The 16,220-nt window shown below is 37.8% G+C and carries 18 protein-coding genes; 13 read left to right on the forward strand and 5 right to left on the reverse strand.

Annotated elements, in window-relative coordinates; genetic code table 11:
- Positions 1-3: 3 nt before the first annotated feature.
- From LZ480_RS07170 to LZ480_RS07210, 9 genes are all read left to right on the forward strand, one after another.
- Entirely contained in the window at positions 4-1,065 is a 1,062-nt protein-coding gene (locus LZ480_RS07170) for a dipeptide epimerase (RefSeq protein WP_241368731.1), read from the forward strand.
- A 53-nt stretch (positions 1,066-1,118) separates the two neighbouring features.
- Complete coding sequence (locus LZ480_RS07175; RefSeq protein WP_241368732.1) at positions 1,119-2,948, forward strand: peptide ABC transporter substrate-binding protein; 1,830 nt, start codon at positions 1,119-1,121, stop codon at positions 2,946-2,948.
- Positions 2,949-3,041: 93 nt separating this feature from the next.
- A complete protein-coding gene (locus LZ480_RS07180; protein ID WP_241368733.1) occupies positions 3,042-3,986 on the forward strand; it encodes an ABC transporter permease in 945 nt (314 codons plus the stop codon).
- Positions 3,986-4,960: an ABC transporter permease gene (locus tag LZ480_RS07185; RefSeq protein ID WP_241368734.1), complete on the forward strand. Its 975-nt coding sequence runs from the start codon at positions 3,986-3,988 to the stop codon at positions 4,958-4,960. Before LZ480_RS07180 ends, LZ480_RS07185 begins: the two co-directional genes overlap by 1 nt.
- A 15-nt stretch (positions 4,961-4,975) precedes the next feature.
- Positions 4,976-6,022: an ABC transporter ATP-binding protein gene (locus LZ480_RS07190; RefSeq protein ID WP_241368735.1), complete on the forward strand. Its 1,047-nt coding sequence runs from the start codon at positions 4,976-4,978 to the stop codon at positions 6,020-6,022.
- The gene (locus tag LZ480_RS07195) at positions 6,015-6,968 is read left to right on the forward strand and encodes an oligopeptide/dipeptide ABC transporter ATP-binding protein (protein WP_241368736.1); all 954 of its coding nucleotides are present in this window, start codon (positions 6,015-6,017) and stop codon (positions 6,966-6,968) included. The genes LZ480_RS07190 and LZ480_RS07195 overlap by 8 nt, the downstream gene beginning before the upstream one ends.
- Complete coding sequence (locus tag LZ480_RS07200) at positions 6,965-7,903, forward strand: S66 peptidase family protein (protein WP_241368737.1); 939 nt, start codon at positions 6,965-6,967, stop codon at positions 7,901-7,903. Before LZ480_RS07195 ends, LZ480_RS07200 begins: the two co-directional genes overlap by 4 nt.
- Positions 7,904-7,908: 5 nt before the next feature.
- Positions 7,909-8,682 carry a serine hydrolase gene (locus LZ480_RS07205; protein WP_241368738.1) on the forward strand — a complete coding sequence of 258 codons (774 nt, stop codon included), beginning with the start codon at positions 7,909-7,911 and terminating at the stop codon, positions 8,680-8,682.
- On the forward strand, positions 8,683-9,498 hold the full coding sequence (locus tag LZ480_RS07210; RefSeq protein WP_241368739.1) for a C40 family peptidase: 816 nt from the start codon (positions 8,683-8,685) through the stop codon (positions 9,496-9,498).
- 238 nt (positions 9,499-9,736) lie between these two features.
- Here LZ480_RS07210 and LZ480_RS07215 read toward each other — a convergent pair whose 3' ends face one another.
- The 4 genes from LZ480_RS07215 to LZ480_RS07230 form a co-directional block, all read right to left on the reverse strand.
- Entirely contained in the window at positions 9,737-10,312 is a 576-nt protein-coding gene (locus LZ480_RS07215; RefSeq protein ID WP_241368740.1) for a 5' nucleotidase, NT5C type, read from the reverse strand.
- 18 nt (positions 10,313-10,330) lie between these two features.
- Complete coding sequence (gene ispG / locus LZ480_RS07220) at positions 10,331-11,446, reverse strand: flavodoxin-dependent (E)-4-hydroxy-3-methylbut-2-enyl-diphosphate synthase (protein ID WP_241368741.1); 1,116 nt, start codon at positions 11,444-11,446, stop codon at positions 10,331-10,333.
- Positions 11,447-11,577: 131 nt separating this feature from the next.
- Positions 11,578-11,913, reverse strand: a complete 336-nt coding sequence (locus tag LZ480_RS07225; protein ID WP_241368742.1) for a hypothetical protein — start codon at positions 11,911-11,913, stop codon at positions 11,578-11,580.
- 59 nt (positions 11,914-11,972) lie between these two features.
- Positions 11,973-12,482 (reverse strand): DUF1189 family protein, encoded by a 510-nt coding sequence (locus LZ480_RS07230; RefSeq protein ID WP_241368743.1) that lies wholly within the window; start codon positions 12,480-12,482, stop codon positions 11,973-11,975.
- Positions 12,483-12,617: 135 nt separating this feature from the next.
- Here LZ480_RS07230 and LZ480_RS07235 point away from each other — a divergent pair, with 135 nt between their 5' ends.
- The 3 genes from LZ480_RS07235 to LZ480_RS07245 all read left to right on the forward strand — a co-directional run bounded on the left by LZ480_RS07235 (position 12,618) and on the right by LZ480_RS07245 (position 14,554).
- Positions 12,618-13,097: a DUF456 domain-containing protein gene (locus LZ480_RS07235; protein WP_241368744.1), complete on the forward strand. Its 480-nt coding sequence runs from the start codon at positions 12,618-12,620 to the stop codon at positions 13,095-13,097.
- A gap of 201 nt (positions 13,098-13,298) precedes the next feature.
- The gene (locus LZ480_RS07240; protein WP_241368745.1) at positions 13,299-13,904 is read left to right on the forward strand and encodes a superoxide dismutase; all 606 of its coding nucleotides are present in this window, start codon (positions 13,299-13,301) and stop codon (positions 13,902-13,904) included.
- 203 nt (positions 13,905-14,107) lie between these two features.
- Positions 14,108-14,554, forward strand: a complete 447-nt coding sequence (locus LZ480_RS07245; protein WP_332844022.1) for a DUF1801 domain-containing protein — start codon at positions 14,108-14,110, stop codon at positions 14,552-14,554.
- Positions 14,555-14,590: 36 nt separating this feature from the next.
- On the opposite strand, the gene LZ480_RS07250 is transcribed toward LZ480_RS07245, so the two are convergent.
- Positions 14,591-15,157: a TetR/AcrR family transcriptional regulator gene (locus LZ480_RS07250; RefSeq protein ID WP_241368747.1), complete on the reverse strand. Its 567-nt coding sequence runs from the start codon at positions 15,155-15,157 to the stop codon at positions 14,591-14,593.
- A 156-nt stretch (positions 15,158-15,313) separates the two neighbouring features.
- Here LZ480_RS07250 and LZ480_RS07255 point away from each other — a divergent pair, with 156 nt between their 5' ends.
- The gene (locus LZ480_RS07255) at positions 15,314-16,072 is read left to right on the forward strand and encodes an SDR family oxidoreductase (protein ID WP_241368748.1); all 759 of its coding nucleotides are present in this window, start codon (positions 15,314-15,316) and stop codon (positions 16,070-16,072) included.
- Positions 16,073-16,220: the final 148 nt, after the last annotated feature.

Genomic DNA, 16,220 nt, shown 5'->3' on the forward strand with positions numbered 1-16,220 from the left:
AGCATGAAAATTACAAATGTCAAAGTAGGTTTAGTAGAAGCACCACTTATTACCCCATTTAAGACGGCTTTACGAACGGTACATAGTATACAAAATGTCATGGTGACAATTCACACGGATAATGGCCAAATAGGCATTGGTGAAGCAGCGCCGACACATGTGATTACAGGTGAAACAATTAGTTCAATCCAATTTGCAATTGAACAAGTAATTGCACCGCTAATCAATGGCATGGATATTGCAGAAATTGCGGTAATATGTGACCGTGTAGATAGTTGTTTGTATCAAAATACAAGTGCAAAGGCTGCTGTTGAAATTGCACTGTATGATCTATGGGCGAAGAAATACAATGCGCCACTTTATGAATTGCTCGGAGGCTATCAAAAATCGTTAACGACAGACATTACCATTAGCGTAAATGATCATGCAGAAATGGTTCAAGATAGCCTAGAAGCAGTAAAGCGCGGTTTCTCAATTTTGAAAGTAAAAGTAGGAAAAGATCCAGCTGGAGATGTAGACCGCATACTAAAAATTCGCGAAGCAGTAGGTCCAAATATTGTACTTCGAATTGATGCTAACCAAGGCTGGACTCCGAAACAGGCAGTATCCATAATTGGTCAATTAGAAGATGCAGGGGTGCAAATGGAGTTAGTTGAGCAGCCTGTACATTATAGTGATTTGGCAGGTATGCAGTATGTGACAAATCATACACTCACTCCGATTTTGGCAGATGAAAGTGTGTTTTCACCGAAGCAGGCAATCGAAGTCATCGAAAAGCGTGCTGCGGATTTAATAAATATTAAGCTTATGAAGACGGGTGGCATTTCAAAGGCGCTGCAAATTGCCAATATTGCACAGGCTAGTGGTGTGGAATGTATGATTGGCTGTATGTTAGAAACGAAAATTAGTGTTAGCGCGGCAGCTCATTTTGCGGCAGCTCACAAAATCGTTACAAAGGTCGATTTAGATGGACCTAGTCTTTGTGTTAAAGATCCGATAGTAGGTGGGCCGATTTTTGAAGGGGAAACCATTCAAATGATTGAGCGCGCAGGCTTAGGATTTTAACTATAGGCTCCTAAAAGCAGCCAAGAAAAAGAAAAAGGATGGGGGAAAAGTACATGAAAAAATATTTATTAGTTTTAGCATGTATGTTTGCATTAGTTTTAGCTGCTTGTGGCGATGATTCTGCGGATTCAGGTAAAGATGGCGATTCAGGCAAACCACAAGAGTACCGCACAGTGTATTCTGGTGAAATCAAAACATTAAACTACTTAAAAACTTCAGAAACAAATGAATTTGCAGTTGCTGCAAACCTAGTAGACGGCTTAATTGAGTATGACAAATACGGTGTTGTACAACCAGGTTTAGCAGAAAGCTGGGAGCCAAATGCAGATGCAACGGTTTGGACATTCAAACTTCGCGAAGGCGTGAAGTGGGTAGACAATAAAGGGAAAGAAGTTGCTGATGTTGTGGCACAAGACTTCGTAGACGGTTTAAACTACGTACTTGATGCAAAAAATGAATCTTCAACAGCATGGATTGCCACTGTTGTGAAAAACGGTGATGCTTTCTACAACGGTGAAGTAACAGACTTCTCACAAGTTGGTGTAAAGGCAATAGATAAGTATACGTTAGAGTACACATTAGAAGGCTCTACACCTTACTTCCTATCAATGCTGAACTATGTATGTTTCTTCCCGGTTAACGGAAAGTTCTTAGCAGAAAAAGGAGAAACTTTCGGTACAACTGCTGAAGCATTCTTATATAACGGTGCCTATCTTTTAGACAAATTCGAGCCACAAAACGAGCGAGTACTTGTGAAAAATGATACGTACTGGGATAAAGATAATGTAAAAATTGACCGCATTCGTTACAAGTATAATAAAGAGGCAGCAACAGTTGCACCTGAATTATTCTTACGTGGCGAAATTGACGGCGCAAGCATCCCAACATCTATTTTAGATGAGTGGTTAAATGCGGATGACAAAAAAGATTTAGTTCGTCAAAATACAAACAACTTCTACACATACTTCTATGCATTAAACTTCGATCCACAATTTGATGCAGAGAATCAGCCAGAAAACTGGAAAGTAGCAGTGAACAACAAAGATTTCCGTAAATCACTTTACCATGCGTTAGACCGAGTATCGGCGATGTTAACAATTGAGCCATACAACCCACAAGATTTATTATCAAACACAATTACACCGAAAAACTTCGTAGACGTTGAAGGTGTAGATTACACAGTTTTAGAGCCTTTAAAAGCAATTACTGAAACAGATTCATTTAACAAAGATTTAGCAATCAAGCATAAAGAAGCGGCAATGACTGCTTTAGCTGGAAAAGCAACATTCCCAGTAAAATTAGTACTACCATACAATTCTGGTTCACCTGAATGGGCAAACCGTTCGCAAGTAGTAGAGCAACAACTTGAAAACTTATTAGGTGCAGATTACATCGATATAGTATTATATGCTGGTCCAGCGACAGGCTTCTTAGGTGAAGTTCGTCGTCCAGGTAAATTCGCGATGATCGAAGCAAACTGGGGTCCAGACTTTGCTGACCCATCAACGTACACAGATCCATTCACTGCAGGTGGTACTTACAACAAGCCTGAGTTAGCTGAAGGATATAACGGTGAATACGATAAGTTAGTAGAAGCTGCAAAAGCAGAAGTTGATTCAGCAAAACGCTATGAACTATTTGCAAAAGCAGAAGCATTCTTAATTGAAGAAGCATTCGTAATTCCTTACGCTGTTGGCGGTGGAGGTTATGTTGCTTCAAAATTAAATCCATTTGAATCACAATATTCGCCATTTGGTGTAACATCTGAGAAATTTAAAGGTCAGTCAATCCTAGAAAAGCCAATGAGCAATGAAGAGTATAAATCAGCTAAAGAGGCATGGGAAAAAGAACGTGCTGAAGCTTTAGCGAACGCTTCAAAGTAAGTTTTTTATGGGCTTTAACCAGTAGTAACGTCAGGAGATGACAGAATTATTTCTGCATCTCCTTTCGTATTTTAAATGTAAGGAGGGAATCGCGTGTTAAAGTATCTTGCCAAACGTATTGCTCAATCGATTTTAACGCTATTTATTATTATTACGATTGTTTTCTCCCTGCTACGCCTAATGCCAGATGAAGGTTATTTAGGGTCAGCGGCAGAAAAAATGTCGCCAGAACAACAAGAAGTTTATTTAACAAATTTAGGTCTACGTGATCCACTCATTGTACAGCTGAAAAACTTTTACGTGAATTTATTCCAAGGGGATTTAGGGAAGTCGATTACATATCGTACGGATGTACCAGTAGTAGATATTATTGCAGATAAAATGATGTATTCTATCTCATTTGGGTTAGGGGCAGTAGCACTTTCGCTGTTAGTAGGAGTACCACTTGGAATATTAATGGCGCAATTTAAAGGGCGCTGGCTAGATCGTCTGGGTACGGGTTATATCGTTATTATTGTAGCGGTACCGGCAATGGTGTATTTCTTAATGATTCAAATGTATATTTCAGATTGGCTCGGATTACCGATGTTATTTGATGAATACGATTCGAGAAGCTTTATATTACCATTAATCTGTCTTGCACTTGGACCGATTGCGTCATATTCGATGTGGATGCGTCGTTATATGGTGGATGAATTGAACAAAGATTACATTAAATTGGCGCGCGCAAAAGGGGTAAAGGAACGTACCATCATGTTCCGCCACGTCATGCGAAATGCGTTTATTCCGATGGCACAATATTTACCAGCAACAATTTTATTTACGATTACAGGCTCGATTTACATTGAATCGTTATTCTCTATTCCTGGTATGGGTGGATTATTAGTTGACGCCATTCAACGTCAAGACAATAATGTCGTACAAGGATTAGTTCTTGTGTTTTCTTCGTTAGGGATTATAGGGCTTATTTTAGGGGACTTATTGATGGCAGTTGTCGATCCTCGAATTAAGCTAGGGAAGGGAGACAGTGTGCGCTAATGGGCTTATTTACGAAAGAAATTCAAAATATTTCGGATAAATCGAACGAGCACTTATTTGAATTTGCTGGTGTAGACGATGCGAAAGCAGAAGAAACAGCCTATTCGAATTATTCATATTGGCGTTCGACGTTCCGTTCCTTTACAAAAAATAAAATTGCAGTATTTTTATTATTCTTTGTAGTGTTATTAATTGCGTTTACATTTATCCAACCTTATTTACCAGATCAAAAATCACCAACGCAAATTTATCTTAATTCAGAGACGGGTATGCAGGACCGAAATGTAGCCCCAAATGAAGAATATATTTTCGGAACAAACTCGATTGGTCAAGATTTATGGTCGCGTATTTGGCAAGGTACACGTACTTCACTATTTATCGGCTTTGCAGTTGCTATTATTGAAGTTATCATCGGCTTTACTGTCGGAGCTTTATGGGGCTATTCACGAAAATTAGAAATGCCGATTACGCAACTGTATAACATTGTTGATAATATACCAACGACGATTGTATTAATATTAATGGCTTATATTTTACGTCCGGGTATTTCGACAATAATTATCGCGATGTGTATTACCGGCTGGGTTGAGATGGCGCGTTTCTTAAGGAACCAAATCGTTATTTTGCGTGACCGAGAGTACAATTTAGCATCAAAAACATTAGGTACACCAGGCTATAAAATTATTTTGAAAAACTTATTGCCGTATTTAATCTCAGTCATTATGCTGCGTATGAGCTTAGCGGTTCCTGCTGCGATTGGTGCGGAAGTTTTTTTAACATATATCGGCTTAGGTTTACCAGTAAGTGAACCGTCATTAGGAAACTTAATTAACGAAGGTCGCGTGTTGATGATGTCACCAGATTTACGTTATCAATTAATTTTCCCTAGTATTGTGCTAAGTGTCATTACAATTGCCTTTTATATTATCGGAAATGCATTTGCTGATGCGGCGGATCCGAAAAACCACGTGTAGGAAGGATGGCGTTATATGGAACGAGAAAAGATTTTGTCGATTGAAAATCTAGTTATTAAATTTAAATTGCGCGGCCAAACATTAACGGCCATTCGTGATATTTCACTAGATTTGTATAAAGGGGAAAGTCTTGCGATTGTAGGGGAATCTGGTTCTGGGAAATCGGTATTAGTAAAATCAATTATGGGTTTACTTGATAAAAACGGTTATATCGATTCAGGCAAGATTTTATATGATGGTCATGATTTAGCGCAGTTTAAAACCGAAGAAGATTGGTTAAAAATTCGTGGCAAAAAAATTGCGATGGTCACACAGGATCCCATGACATCACTAAATCCGTTAAAAACAATTGGTAAGCAAATCGAAGAAAGTGTCGTGCTTCACCAAGGGTTAAAAGGTAAGGCTGCCTATGAAACAACATTACAGCTTTTGCGTGATGTTGGAATTCATGATGTAGAGCGCCGATACAAGCAATTTCCACATGAATTTTCTGGTGGGATGCGTCAACGAATCGTTATTGCCATTGCAGTTGCATGTAATCCACAAATATTAATTTGTGATGAGCCAACAACTGCGCTTGACGTAACAATTCAGGCACAAATTTTACAGCTGTTAACGACGCTACAAGAAAAATATTTATTAACAACGATCTACATTACGCATGATTTAGGGGTTGTTGCTAAAGTGGCAGACCGAATTGCTGTGATGTATGCCGGGGATATTATTGAAGTGGGAGAGACGAATGAAGTGTTTTTTAATGCGAAGCACCCTTATACATGGGCGTTAATTTCTTCATTACCGCAGCTTGGGGTTAAAGGCGAGGAGTTATATTCTATTAAAGGAACCCCGCCAAACTTGTTTAAAGAAATTAAAGGTGATGCATTTGCTCCACGCAATCAATATGCATTGAAAATTGATTTTGTTGAACGCCCACCATTTTTCCAAGTGACTGACTCGCATTTTGCTCGTACATGGTTACTTGATCCGAAAGCACCAAAAGTCGAGCCTCCAGAAGTGTTACAAGCATTTTTCGAGGAAGGGAGACGATATATGCATGAGTAATGAACGCGAAAAACTAATTGAAGTAAAGAATATTGATATTATTTTTGGTAGCGGTAAAAAGGAATTCAAAGCTGTTGATAATGTCAGCTTCGATATTTATAAAGGGGAAACGTTTGGCTTAGTAGGAGAATCAGGTTCAGGTAAAACGACAATCGGCCGTGCCATTATGCGTATTAACCCGATAACAAATGGTGAAATTTTATTCCATGGTAAAAAAATAAATGGTCGTATTTCAAGCGCATGGGATAAAGAAATTACACAAAAAATTCAAATGATTTTCCAAGATCCAGGTGCGTCACTTAATGAGCGTGCAAAAGTAGATTACATTATTTCAGAAGGCATCATTAATAATAAGAAATTTAGTAATGAGCAAGAGCGCATTGAAAAAGTAAAAAAAGCATTACTAGAAGTAGGCTTGTTGCCAGAGTTTGCTTCACGTTTCCCGCATGAGTTTTCAGGTGGGCAGCGTCAGCGTATTGGAATTGCGCGTGCATTAGTAATGGAGCCGGAATTTGTTGTAGCTGATGAGCCGATTTCAGCATTAGACGTTTCGATTCGTGCGCAAGTGCTGAATTTGCTATCTAGCTTACAGAAAGAGCGCGATTTAACCTATTTATTCATCGCTCATGATTTATCTATTGTACGCTTTATTACAGATCGAACAGCCGTAATTTATAAAGGGAGAATTGTTGAACTAGGTGAAACGGAAAAGCTATTTAATAACCCACTTCACCCGTATACAAAGGCGTTATTAGCGGCAGTTCCAGAACCCAACCCAATTAAAGAACGGCAGAAAAAATTACAAGTATATGATCCAACTGTACACCAATATGAGACAGACCCACCGGAGTTTGTTGAAATTGAGGAAGGACATTTTGTATTAGCGAATAAAGAGGAACAAGCACAGTACCGTGCAGTTATCAAACGTCAGGAGGCAAAAGTATGAGTTTAGTTATTCCAAAGTCATTGAAAAAGGGTGACACCGTTGCGTTAATTAGTGCTTCAGGAGCTACACCATCAGAGCGTTTGCAGCCTGCGATTGAAGCGGTAGAAAAATTAGGATATAACGTAGTTGTCGGTGAAACTTGTCGCACACGTCACGGCTATTTAGCTGGTAGTGATGCGCTGCGTGCAAAAGAGTTAAATGATATGTTTGCGAATCCAGCAATTGACGGTATTTTTTGCATTCGTGGGGGCTATGGCGCAACACGTATTTTGCCGATGCTTGATTTAGAAATGATTAAAAACAACCCAAAAGTATTTGCTGGCTATAGTGATGTTACAGCATTACATATTGTGTTCAATCAACAATGTGGCTTTGTAACGTATCATACACCGATGCCTTCAACAGAATTTATTAAACCGGCGATGGATGAATACACGTGGGACTATTTTGTGAACAGTGTGACAAATACAGAGTGGAAGCATTATTTCCTGGAAAATAAACCAGGAGAAGCGATGAGGACCATTACATCTGGAAATGCAACAGGGATATTATCCGGTGGTAATTTAACTTTAGTTACAGCATCACTAGGCACTCCTTACGAGATTGATTTAACCGGAAAAATATTATTTTTAGAAGATATTGATGAAAATGTACAGCGCATTGATCGAATGCTAACACAGTTAAAGCTAGCGGGTAAATTAGATGCGTGTGTTGGTATTATTTTAGGTGCATGGACGGATTGTGGACCACTTGATACGAAAATTCCTGAAAACAACTTATCGCTTCAGCAAGTATTTGATGAAATTTTAGCGCCACTAAATATTCCGATATTAGCTGATGTCACTTGTGGGCACGTATTACCGACAATGTCACTTCCTTTAGGGAAAAAAGTAACAATCAATACGACAAATAAAACGATTGAAGTTGTTGGGTAAGGGGAATGGAACAATTAATAAATATCATTGAAAAATGCCCGTTTAAAGTTCATATTTCAGTGCAACACTATGAAAATGACGAATTATTTGAGCAGCTTGCTTCAGATGTTTTTAGTAGTGCAAGCGTCATAAAAGTGCCCATTTTAATCGCCGTTTTAAAGCATTTACAAATGACGAAAGGCGATTTACAGCAACTGATTGCCATTACTGATGAAAATTTTGTGGATTTTAGTGTACTTACAGAGCAACGACAAAATCATGTATCCCTACATGAATTGCTATTGTGGATGACCATCACAAGTGATAATACAGCTACGAATGCATGTATTGATTATTTAGGTATGGATGCGTGCAATACTTATTTTAAAGAGATTGGTTTACATGATACAAAAGTGCAGCGTAAAATGATGGACTTCGACCGGCAAAAGCAAGGCTTTGATAACGAAACAACAGCCCGTGATATGCAAAAACTTTTTGAAGCGCTTTATTACGAAAAATTGTTAGACGCCACATGGACGGCTGTCGCTTTCGATATTTTATGTCGTCAGCGAAGTCATGAATCATTAAAACGTTATATTGTGGACGATGTAATAATAGCCCATAAAACAGGAGGGCTAGATTCGGTAGATCATGATTGTGGCATAGTTTTCCATAACAAAGGTGCATACTTTATCGGGGTTTTCATTACGGAAGTAACTGATAATGAGCAAGCAAAGCGTTTAATAGGTCAAATTTCAAAAGTAGTTTATGAGGCGAATAGTCAAATGGAGGTCAAGTAAATGAATGCAGTTGTAAAAGTAATGATTGCCAATTTACATGAAAAATCGGATAGCCATTCTGAATTAGTTGATGAAGCACTATTCGGCATGCCGGTAGAGATTTTGGAAGATATCGATGAATCGTGGGTAAAAGTTCGCACATTTTATCGCTATGAAGGTTACATGTTAAAATCAAATTTTGCAATTGGTACAGAAATCGTTACAAGCTGGATTGCAGATGCGAATTTTGTAGTGATCCAAAGCTTTGCGGATGTATTAACAGGACCAGAAATTCAAAGCGATAAGATCATCACATTGACGCGCGGTGCATTTATTCAGATAGTTGAAGAAGCAGGATTAGAACCATCATGGACGAAAGTGCAGCTTGTTACAGGGCAATTTGGCTATGTACGTACTGGTTGGATTCAAAAGCGTGTAAAAGTTTACACCGCTAATGAAGACCTATTTCGAGAACAAGTTGTACAAACCGCGTTTCGTTATTTAGGAACACCGTATCGCTGGGGTGGAAAGTCGCCACTTGGTATTGATTGCTCAGGTTTATGCTCGATGGCATATATGTTAAATGGCTCGTATATATACCGCGATGCCAATATAATGGAAGGATTTCCGTTGCGAGAAATTGCGCGTGAAAATTTAAAACGGGGGGATTTGATATTCTTCCCAGGGCATGTAGCATTGTATATTGGGGATGAGCAATACATTCATTCGTCATTGGGTGGCAATGAAGTAAATGTGAATAGCTTTAACCCGTTAGATGATCATTATCGAGAAGATTTAGCAACGACGATTTCGGGCTATGGAAGTTTATTTTCATGAATGAAGAAAGGTGATGGATTCAATAAGATTCCATCACCTTTAACTTGTTTCAGCAAATTTTTTTTGTACCTTAAACAAAACGACAGGTATAGAAGTCCACCACTACTAAAAGTGGGGAGTCAATCCGGGCTGCATCAAGTTATTGCCCCAGGCGGATATCACAGATTTTTTAGTGGAGTTTTTCGAGCTGGCTCGAAAAAAATCTGGACGAAATTACCCCGAGGCGTAATTGATTTACTTAGAAATTTTTTCGAATCCATTCATTGGCTTGTTGCCAGTTTGCAACGCGGATGACGTTATTAGGAACCGATAATCGATTATATGGTGTGTCAAATAGTACAACTGGAATTTTTAGTTCCTCAGCAATTTCCACCGCATTATCATGCTTATCCTCAAAAAAGGCTTCTACTTGATGTTTTTTTGCAATTTCAATTTTTTTATGACTACCGATACATTCTATATGGTCATACGGGACATTATAAGTGTCAAACCAATTTTTTGTAATGTCAAAAACGTTTTCACCGCGAGCAGAAATGTAAAATAACTCGTACTGTTTTTGCCAATTTGTTAATACAGATTGTGCATCAGCTGCAAGTTCACTCACTTCATACATATGCGGTTCATTTTTTTTAAACCATATGTTGAATTCATTGCGATCTATCGGATATGGAAAGCCGCTTAAAAAGTCGTATTCAGTTACATCGTCTAACTTCATATTTATATTGTACTGTTTGTTTATATGAGGTATCAATGTAGCAGGGCATGTAACTGTTCCATCAATATCTATGCCAAATCGATGCTTTAAGTTCGTCATTTCCATTACTCCATTTCTTTACGCGTTGGCGTTAGCATTTGCTTCGGCTTCACGCTTTTCAGCCATTTCAGCTGCTAATTTATCGATTTCTTTTTTTAGTTCTTCTACCATTGTTTCTTCGGGTACTTTACGAACAGTTTTCCCTTTCATGAATAACAGACCTTCACCGCGAGCGCCTGCGATACCGATATCTGCTTCTCGCGCTTCACCAGGGCCATTTACCGCACAGCCAAGTACAGCTACTTTTAGTGGTACATTAAGTTTTGAAATATATTCTTCTACCTCATTGGCAATAGAAATTAAGTCGATTTCGATACGTCCACATGTAGGGCAAGAAATTAATGTGGCCATGTTTGAAGCTAAGCCGAATGATTTTAATAATTCACGAGCAACTTTAATTTCTTCTACTGGGTCAGCAGATAATGAGATACGCAATGTATTCCCGATACCTTTAGAAAGTATTGCACCAAGTCCAGCTGCTGATTTAACAGTACCAGCAAATAATGTACCTGATTCTGTAATTCCTAAGTGTAATGGGTAATCAAAAGCTTTTGCTGCTTTTTCATATGCTTCAATAGCTAAGTTTACATCTGAAGCTTTCATCGATACGATAATATCGTGGAAGTCTAGATCTTCTAAAATTTTAATATGGTGCAATGCAGACTCAACCATACCATCTGCTGTAGGGTAGCCATATTTTTCGAGGATATGACGCTCTAACGAACCAGCGTTGACGCCGATACGGATTGGAATCCCTTTTGCTTTTGCTGCATTAACAACCGCTTCTACTTTTTCGCGACGACCGATATTTCCTGGATTAATACGTACTTTATCAATACCGCCTTCAATGGCTTTTAATGCTAATTTGTAGTCAAAATGAATATCCGCAACTAATGGGATATTAATTTGTTTTTTAATTTCTGGAATTGCTAATGCTGCACGCTCATCAGGAACGGCAACACGCACGATTTGGCAACCTGCTTCTTCTAAACGTAAAATCTCTGCAACTGTTGCTTCAACATCATGTGTTTTTGTCGTACACATACTTTGAATTACGACTTCGTTATTGCCACCAATTGTTAAATTACCGACACGTACTGGACGCGTTTTTGTGCGGTGAACGATTTCACTCATGAAAAATTCTCTCCTTTTCAGGCCTTTTAATGTTGTTTTTATCTTTCATAGATATAAACGATATGTAAGCCGTCACTGTTCCTTATTTTATCAGTGTCTTAATAGAAGAACAAGGAAGAAACGCTAGGAAATCAATTTGCACATATTTTTGTTGTATTTGAGATAAGCGGAATAAGGACAGTATTTCCGGGAATGAGCGTTTGTAATTGTAAATGAGGGTTTAGTTTGTAAAATTGGGATAATCGTTCTGGAAATGTTGTTTTAACGGGAGAGGGTGTTGCTGCAAATAGACTATAAATGGTATCATCTTGCTGAATTTGAACCGCTACATATTGTAATTCTTCTTGTTGCTCACATTTTTCCTCGTTTTGATAAAACGAAGCCATAGAAATTGTACCTTGTTGCAAATCAACTTTAATCACAAAGGCAAGAATTAATATAATGACTGACACAATGAAAAAGCGCAAAAAAATCCCTCCAATATATGCATCTATAATTCAATCATATGTTGGAGGAAAGCGTATTATTATTTAGTAAGTGGATATTTTGTAATCGCGATGATAATAAATAACATCGTGATAAAAATACTAATAAGCGTGATAATGTTTGCTGAAATCGGAAATAGATTTCCAATCATCGTTAATAATGTTGCCCAAGTACAGGCAAATACTGCACTTCGCCATACTTGACGATATTCACCACGGCGTTTCATTGGTTTGACGAAAAATTGTCCAGCAAGTGCATATAAGCTCACTTTAATGAAGTATACACTCGAATTAAGTACAAATAAAAAGACTACGGCAATAGGATATACAATCCATTGAATATCGGCTGCGTATTGTTCTATTTCTGAATAGCCAAAGATTGCATCCGTCCCGCCGTTGACAAATTGGCCAAAAGAAAATGCAGTAAGTAAAGCAATCATTAAAAATGCATATTGCATCACTTTTCCGATTGAAAGGATGCGATATGCACCTAATTTTTTAGGGTTGGTTAAACTATCTAGGAATAGCTGCATGTGCGAAATATTTTTCATATGTATTCTCGAGCTCCTTTAACAAACAGTTTAACATGAAAAATTCGCCAATTAAACAAAAGACATGAAAATTGAATCTTTTCTTTTCGATTTTCGTATAGTAAGTGAAATCTATTTATTGAAGGAAGTGTTGTTTTGGAGATTGTTTCATGGACACTCATCATTGGGCTGTTTATTATTGCATTTGTTGGTTTAATATATCCGATTATTCCATCTGTACTGTTTTTATTAGGTGGATTTATTGTGTACGGATTGTTTAATAGTTTTAGTGAGCTACCATGGTGGTTTTGGCTAATTGAATTACTGTTTGTCGCTCTATTATTTGTGGCAGATACAGTGTCTAATTTAGTTGGGGTAAAAAAATTCGGTGGTTCCAAGGCGGGAATGTGGGGATCAACTATTGGATTACTTATCGGTCCATTTGTAATTCCGTTTGCTGGGATTATTGCAGGGCCGTTTCTTGGCGCAATCATTGGCGAATTAATTGTAGATCGTACGGATTTTAAGAAGGCAGTAAAGGTTGGGGTAGGATCGGTTGTTGGTTTTCTGACCTCAGTTGCAACAAAAGGGATTTTACAGGTGATTATGCTCGTCATTTTCTTTATTGCCATATAATGTGAGCCTATTATTTGAAAAGTAGTTGATACTTAGCATACACTAGGTATGGAAAGGATTACTAACGGGTAAGGGTTTAATGAAAAAGCTTCTTCGGTCAAAAGGCTGAATTGTTTATTTTTTCATTGAATGCCATGTCAGTTTTTGATAACCTAGTACTGTAATCAACATTAAACTTATTGTTCCAGGGAGGAATAAATTATGGCATTCAAATTACCAGAATTAACTTACGCATACGATGCTTTAGCACCACATATCGATGCACAAACAATGGAAATTCACCACTCTAAACACCACAACACTTACGTAACAAACTTAAACGCTGCTGTAGAAGGTACTGAATATGCTGACAAAGACATCAACGAATTAATCGCTGACATCAACGCTTTACCAGCTGACAAACAAACTGCTGTACGTAACAATGGTGGCGGACATGCTAACCACACATTATTCTGGGAAGTAATCGCTCCAGGCGGTTCTAACACACCAGTAGGTAACGTTGCTGCTGCTATCGATGCTAAATTCGGTTCTTTCGACGCTTTCAAAGAAGAGTTCGCAAAAGCTGCAACTACTCGTTTCGGTTCAGGCTGGGCTTGGTTAATCGTAGACGGTGACGGTGTTGCTGTAACTTCTACACCAAACCAAGACTCTCCAGTAATGGAAGGTAAAACGCCAGTATTAGGCTTAGACGTTTGGGAGCACGCTTACTACTTAAACTACCAAAACCGTCGTCCAGACTACATCGGTGCTTTCTGGAACGTTGTAAACTGGGATGTTGTTGAAGCTAAATTCAACGCTGCTAAATAATTATATTTGAAACTTCAAATGTAATTATTTCTGCACCGAAAGCAAAGCGACAGGTGCAAAATGAATGTAGTTTTGTACCGAGAGCTGAAATGACAGGTGCAAAATAACACCTATTCAAAACGCATGAGACATTTCGTTCTCATGCGTTTTTTCTGTTCAGAATGCAAATTTTTTGATACGCTCAATTTACTATAAGAATTGGGGTGTTGAAATTGTTCGATGAATTTATTGCGCAAATTGATGAAAAATGGCATGATGCCTTCGTGAAACTAATGATAACAATTGAAGAAAATTTACCACAAGGCTTTGAAAAATCATTGGATCGGAATATGATGGCCTATAGTGTACCACTTGCTACTTATCCAAACGGTTATCACTGTACACCAAATACACCACTACCATTTTTAGCGATTGCACCACAGAAACGTCATATTGCGTTGTATCATATGGGAATCTATAGTGACCCACAATTGCTTACATGGTTTCAAGAGAAATATGCCAAAGTAGTTCCGACAAAGTTAAATATGGGAAAAAGCTGTATTCGCTGGACATCAACAAAGCATATTCCGTATGAATTAATCGGACAACTTTGTCAAAAGATAACACTAGAGCAATGGATTACATTGTATGAAAAAGAACTTGCACGTTAAACAAAAACGAGTCGCCAAAAATTAGGCGACTTGTTTTTAGTTTAAATCAAATTGTTTAAGTTTTATAAGCTTCATTAATATTTCATTTAGCTGCTTTGGTGATTGCTTGTAATCATTATTATGCCATTGTAAAATAACCCCTATTATTGAATTGGCAGTAAAGCTTAAGAAAAAATCAAGCTCATCATCGGTTAAATTGATTAAATGATGGTTGTGATACGATTTTATAAACGAACGAATTGTTTCAAAAAGCATTTTGTAGTAGTTCAGCGGAATTTTTTCATCAAATACAATGCGGTAAAAGGCTTCATACTTATTCACATGGTGAAAAATTTTTATCATTTCAGGTGTGATATTTGAAATGTTATCTCGTGTTAAATCGTATGGCAGCTCATACGATGTTTTTAAATCATCCACAATTTCATTAAAATAGCGTTCAAATACAGCATGAACGTTTTTATAATGTAAATAGAACGTCCCGCGATTAATTTCAGCGATGCGACAAAGTTCTGCAATTGAAATATCCTCGAGTGACTTTTGTTTTAATAAAACGAGAAGGGCTTGCTGAATATTATAATGTGTCTTTTTTACACGTAAATCCATAAAGATTATTTTTCTCCTTTTTGTACAGAAGTTAGAAAAAGTGTTTAATAATGAACATAAATCAAATATTATGTTGTTTGTGTAAGTATATTGCTTCGATTATAATTTTTATTGAACAGTTGTACAATAAAATTCAACGAAAAGGGGAATATTTACATGAAATTACAAGATAAAGTAGCAATCGTAACTGGTGCAGCATCTGGAATGGGAAAAGCAATTGCAGAAGCCTATGCAAAAGAAGGGGCAAAAGTAGTAGTTTCTGATATGAACGAAGAAGGTGCAAAAGCTGTTGCAGATGAAATTGTTACAAACGGTGGTACTGCATTTGCAATCACAACGAACGTAGCAAAAGACGAAGATTTGCAAAAATTATTCGATGCTACGGTTGAAAACTATGGAAAATTAGATATTTTAGTAAACAATGCAGGAATTATGGATGGTTTTGAGCCAGTAAACGAAACTACTGACGCGCGCTGGGATCTAGTTTTTGCAGTGAACACAACTGCAGTAATGAAATCAATGCGTATTGCAATGGATATGTTCCTACAACAAGGTTCAGGTGTCATTGTAAACAATATTTCGGCTGGTGGTTTAAATGGTGGTCGTGCGGGTGCAGCGTATACAGCTTCAAAACATGCGGTAGTTGGTTTAACGAAAAATACAGCATTCATGCATTCTCAATCTGGTATTCGTGTAAACGGTATCGCACCAGGTGCAGTAATGACAAATATTCAACAATCGATGCAAAGTATTAGTCAATATGGTGCAGCTCAGCAGCAAAAAGGTTCTGCATTAATCCCACGTGTTGGTCAACCGGAAGAAATCGGGAAATTAGCAGTATTCTTAGGCTCTGACGATTCGAGCTTTATTAACGGTCAAATCATTACTGCCGATGCAGGTTGGACAACTTATTAATATTATTTGAAGAGGGGTACTTCCAAAAAGTGATTACTTTTTGGATAGTGCTCCATTCATGTTTTAATTATCCGATGTAGGCTGCTTTTCGCGGTAGAAGTAAGTAAAAAAACGAATGCAAAAATCCTCATTTCCTGTGACGATCCAT

This window comes from Solibacillus palustris (assembly GCF_022549215.1).
Taxonomy (GTDB): Bacteria; Bacillota; Bacilli; order Bacillales_A; family Planococcaceae; genus Solibacillus; species Solibacillus daqui.

What these genes read in the sequence shown, in the direction of transcription:
- LZ480_RS07170 (WP_241368731.1), top strand. Translation starts at nt 4, where the DNA reads ATGAAAATTACAAATGTCAAAGTAGGTTTAGTAGAAGCACCACTTATT.
- LZ480_RS07175 (WP_241368732.1), top strand. Translation starts at nt 1,119, where the DNA reads ATGAAAAAATATTTATTAGTTTTAGCATGTATGTTTGCATTAGTTTTA.
- LZ480_RS07185 (WP_241368734.1), top strand. Translation starts at nt 3,986, where the DNA reads ATGGGCTTATTTACGAAAGAAATTCAAAATATTTCGGATAAATCGAAC.
- LZ480_RS07190 (WP_241368735.1), top strand. Translation starts at nt 4,976, where the DNA reads ATGGAACGAGAAAAGATTTTGTCGATTGAAAATCTAGTTATTAAATTT.
- LZ480_RS07195 (WP_241368736.1), top strand. Translation starts at nt 6,015, where the DNA reads ATGAGTAATGAACGCGAAAAACTAATTGAAGTAAAGAATATTGATATT.
- LZ480_RS07200 (WP_241368737.1), top strand. Translation starts at nt 6,965, where the DNA reads ATGAGTTTAGTTATTCCAAAGTCATTGAAAAAGGGTGACACCGTTGCG.
- LZ480_RS07205 (WP_241368738.1), top strand. Translation starts at nt 7,909, where the DNA reads ATGGAACAATTAATAAATATCATTGAAAAATGCCCGTTTAAAGTTCAT.
- LZ480_RS07210 (WP_241368739.1), top strand. Translation starts at nt 8,683, where the DNA reads ATGAATGCAGTTGTAAAAGTAATGATTGCCAATTTACATGAAAAATCG.
- LZ480_RS07215 (WP_241368740.1), bottom strand. Translation starts at nt 10,312, where the DNA reads ATGACGAACTTAAAGCATCGATTTGGCATAGATATTGATGGAACAGTT.
- ispG (WP_241368741.1), bottom strand. Translation starts at nt 11,446, where the DNA reads ATGAGTGAAATCGTTCACCGCACAAAAACGCGTCCAGTACGTGTCGGT.
- LZ480_RS07230 (WP_241368743.1), bottom strand. Translation starts at nt 12,482, where the DNA reads ATGAAAAATATTTCGCACATGCAGCTATTCCTAGATAGTTTAACCAAC.
- LZ480_RS07240 (WP_241368745.1), top strand. Translation starts at nt 13,299, where the DNA reads ATGGCATTCAAATTACCAGAATTAACTTACGCATACGATGCTTTAGCA.
- LZ480_RS07250 (WP_241368747.1), bottom strand. Translation starts at nt 15,157, where the DNA reads ATGGATTTACGTGTAAAAAAGACACATTATAATATTCAGCAAGCCCTT.
- LZ480_RS07255 (WP_241368748.1), top strand. Translation starts at nt 15,314, where the DNA reads ATGAAATTACAAGATAAAGTAGCAATCGTAACTGGTGCAGCATCTGGA.